This is a genomic window from Kitasatospora sp. NPDC058190, assembly GCF_042883685.1.
GTDB lineage: Bacteria > Actinomycetota > Actinomycetes > Streptomycetales > Streptomycetaceae > Kitasatospora.
Genome location: NZ_JBHVVI010000298.1, coordinates 1 through 1,412 on the forward strand (window position 1 = coordinate 1; position 1,412 = coordinate 1,412).

2 protein-coding genes are annotated in these 1,412 nt (G+C 70.4%); both read right to left on the reverse strand.

Annotated features, from left to right (window positions below):
- A partial coding sequence (locus ACFVWU_RS44910) for a hypothetical protein (RefSeq protein ID WP_387632518.1) occupies positions 1-260 on the reverse strand: 260 nt, incomplete at its 3' end.
- A 17-nt stretch (positions 261-277) separates the two neighbouring features.
- Positions 278-1,412: ATP-binding protein (locus tag ACFVWU_RS44915; protein WP_387632521.1), on the reverse strand; the 1,135-nt coding region annotated here is incomplete at its 5' end.

A 1,412-nucleotide genomic window follows, 5' to 3' on the forward strand; every position in this document is an offset into this window, starting at 1 on the left:
GGGGCCCGGCCGGCCTCGTCGAAGTACACCCGCACGTACACCTCGTCGGCAGTGCCGAAGGCGCCGCAGGGCCGGAACAGGGCGTAGGTGGACTCCCACTGCTTGCCGGTGCTGCTGGTGTGGGTAAGGACGAGGTCCCAGTCGGAGCCGAGGGAGGGGCGGGAGTCGCGGCGGGCGGCGAGGATCTGCTCGAACGCGGTGAAGTCGGCCGGGGTGAGGTGGGAGTGGTCGAGATAGGACTCGTTGTCGTTGTAAGACACGGCAGTTGGCGTCTTTCTCAGGCAGCGAGTCGGAAGTCGGTGTCGTAGAGCTCGCGTTCGCGCGGGTGGAGGAGGTGCTGCACAATGAAGCTCAGGCCCGCCACCTTCCACAGGCCCCGGCCGCGGGTGAGTGCCGCGATGGCCTGGGCTTCAACTCCGGTGAGGCCGAGCAGGGACATGGACACCTGGATCTGGTCGGGTTCCTGGCGGTAGATGATGCGGGTGGAGCAGTCGGCGAGCAGGCCCTCGGCGAGGACGCGCCCGCGCGATCCGGCGTCGCCGGCGGAGAGCAGGTCGGAAAGCCGGTGCAGGATCAGGAGGTTGGCGATGCCGAGGCCGCGGCTGAGCTTCCACTGCTGCTGCATGCGCTCCAACAGGCCGAGGTGGCGCATGATTCGCCATGCCTCGTCGTAGATCACCCACCGCCTGCCGCCGGCGGGGTCGGCGAGGGCGGCTTCCATCCAGGCCGAGGCGCAGGTCATCGCGAGGACGAGGGCGGTGTCGTCGCCGCTGCTGCCCAGGCGGGACAGGTCGATGGAGAGCATCGGGGCGTTCGGGTCGAACGTCACGGTGGAGGGCGCGTCGAACATCCCGGACAGGTCGCCGCTGACCAGGCGGCGTAGGGCGTGGGCGAGGTCGTCGGCGGCGTGGCCGATGCGTCCCTCGTCGCCGAGGGTGGCGTCCAGGCGCTCGCGGGTGCCGAGGAGGCGGGCAATGTCGCCGAGCAGCGGCACCGTGTTGTTCGCGGTGGCGTCGGCGACGGCCAGATCCAGGGCGGCGGACAGGCCGGTGTGCTCCATCGGCAGCAGATCGCGCTTGAGGACGGTGGCCGCGAGGCTTGCCAGGAGGAGCAGGCGGCGCTTGCGGAGCTCGTTGGTCCAGTCCTTCTCGCTCACTCCGTCCGGCTGTGGCGGAGCGTCGAGCGGGTTCAGCCGTCCCGGCAGGCCGGGGCCGAGCGCGATGGTCTGCCCGCCGAGGGCCTCGGCCAGGCCCGACCACTCGCCCTTCGGGTCGGAGGGCACGTAGATCTTGTAGCCGTGGGCGATGGCGCGGGTCGCGCTCGACTTGGCGAGCGCGCTCTTGCCCATGCCGATGACGCCGCACAGGATCGCGTTCGGGTTCGTGAACCCCTCTATTCGGCCCGAGTTGTAG